This window comes from Dietzia sp. UCD-THP (genome assembly GCF_000349585.1).
GTDB lineage: Bacteria > Actinomycetota > Actinomycetes > Mycobacteriales > Mycobacteriaceae > Dietzia > Dietzia natronolimnaea_A.
In genome coordinates this window covers 1-1203 of sequence record NZ_AOSR01000219.1, presented here as the reverse complement: position 1 = coordinate 1203, position 1203 = coordinate 1, and the positions used below count along the sequence as shown (strand labels likewise).

Here is a 1203-nt window from a genome sequence, read left to right as displayed (position 1 = left end):
AGGCCGAACGTCTGCGGATTGAGCATCCCCGACCCGACGCCCTGGATGAGGCGCGCCAGGTTGAGCATCTCGATCGACTGGGCGAACCCGGCGACCACCGCGCCGCCCACGAACACCGCCACGCCCGCCAGGAACAGGCGCTTGCGCCCGGTCGCGTCGCCCAGCCGACCCGACGGCACGAGCAGCAGCCCGAACGCCAGCGCGTACCCGGACACCACCCACTGCAGGCCGCGCGAATCCGAGTCCAGGGCGGTGCCGATCACCGGCAGCGCCACGTTGATCACCGACAGCGCGAGCAGCGCCATGAACATCGGGACCATCAGGGTGGTGAGGACCCGGGCGGTGCTGACCGGCCGGGTCGTCGCGGGGGTCACGGGCGCATCGGTCACTTCCGCGATGGTATCCACGGCGGACGTCCCGGGCCCGAAGGTCACGGGCGCGCAACAACCCTGTCACGACCTACCCGTGCGCCGTCGCGATCAGTAGCGTCGGGTCATGGCTGATGTCACCCGCACCGCAGAAGTCGATCCGATCCCCTTGACCGACCTCGCCGAGCTGGGCACCGCCAGCGGCCGGGCCGTGTCGATCTTCCTGCCCACGGCCCGGGCCGGGGCAGAGGTCCGCGAGAACCCCATCCGCGCCAAGTCGCTCATCAAGGACGCCGAGACCCGGCTCAAGGCGCACGGCGTGGCCCAGGAGGAGTCCGACGAGATCCTCGGCCCGCTGGTCGCCCTGCTGGAGGACGACGCGTACTGGCAGCGTCTGTCCGACGGTCTCGCGCTGTTCGCGTCGAAGGGGTTCTGGCGCGCGTACCGCCTGGCCACGCAGGTCACCGAAGCGGTCCACGTGAGCGACCGGTTCGCCGTCCGGCCGATCGTGCCGGCCGCGGTCGGCGACGGCGAGTTCCTGGTCCTCGCGGGCAGTCAGAACAAGGGCCGACTCCTCGAGGGCACCGCCTCGACGATCCGCGAGCTCGAACTGGGCTCGATCCCGTCCTCGATCGATGACATGGCCGGCGACATTCAGCCGCCCTCGCCCCAGCAGCAGCGGTTCAGCGGGGCCGCCGGCGCCGGCCCCGGGGCGAACAGGGCCGGCGGGGGGATGGTGCACAGTCACGGCACGGGCGCCGAGGTCGGGGACGTGCAGCGGGAGAAGTTCCTGCGGCAGATCGCGAAGGGGCTGCAGGAGGCGCTGCGCCCCAAC

1 protein-coding gene and 1 pseudogene are annotated in these 1203 nt (G+C 71.7%); one reads left to right on the top strand and one right to left on the bottom strand.

Translation table 11 applies throughout. The annotated features are described in order from the left end of the window. The coding region (locus H483_RS0119460; RefSeq protein WP_152427925.1) for an MFS transporter at positions 1-389 on the bottom strand (389 nt) is incomplete at its 3' end. Positions 390-495: 106 nt separating this feature from the next. Between H483_RS0119460 and H483_RS27560 the strand changes: the two are divergent. Then, positions 496-1203 (top strand): annotated as a pseudogene (locus H483_RS27560) (hypothetical protein); the annotation flags it as partial.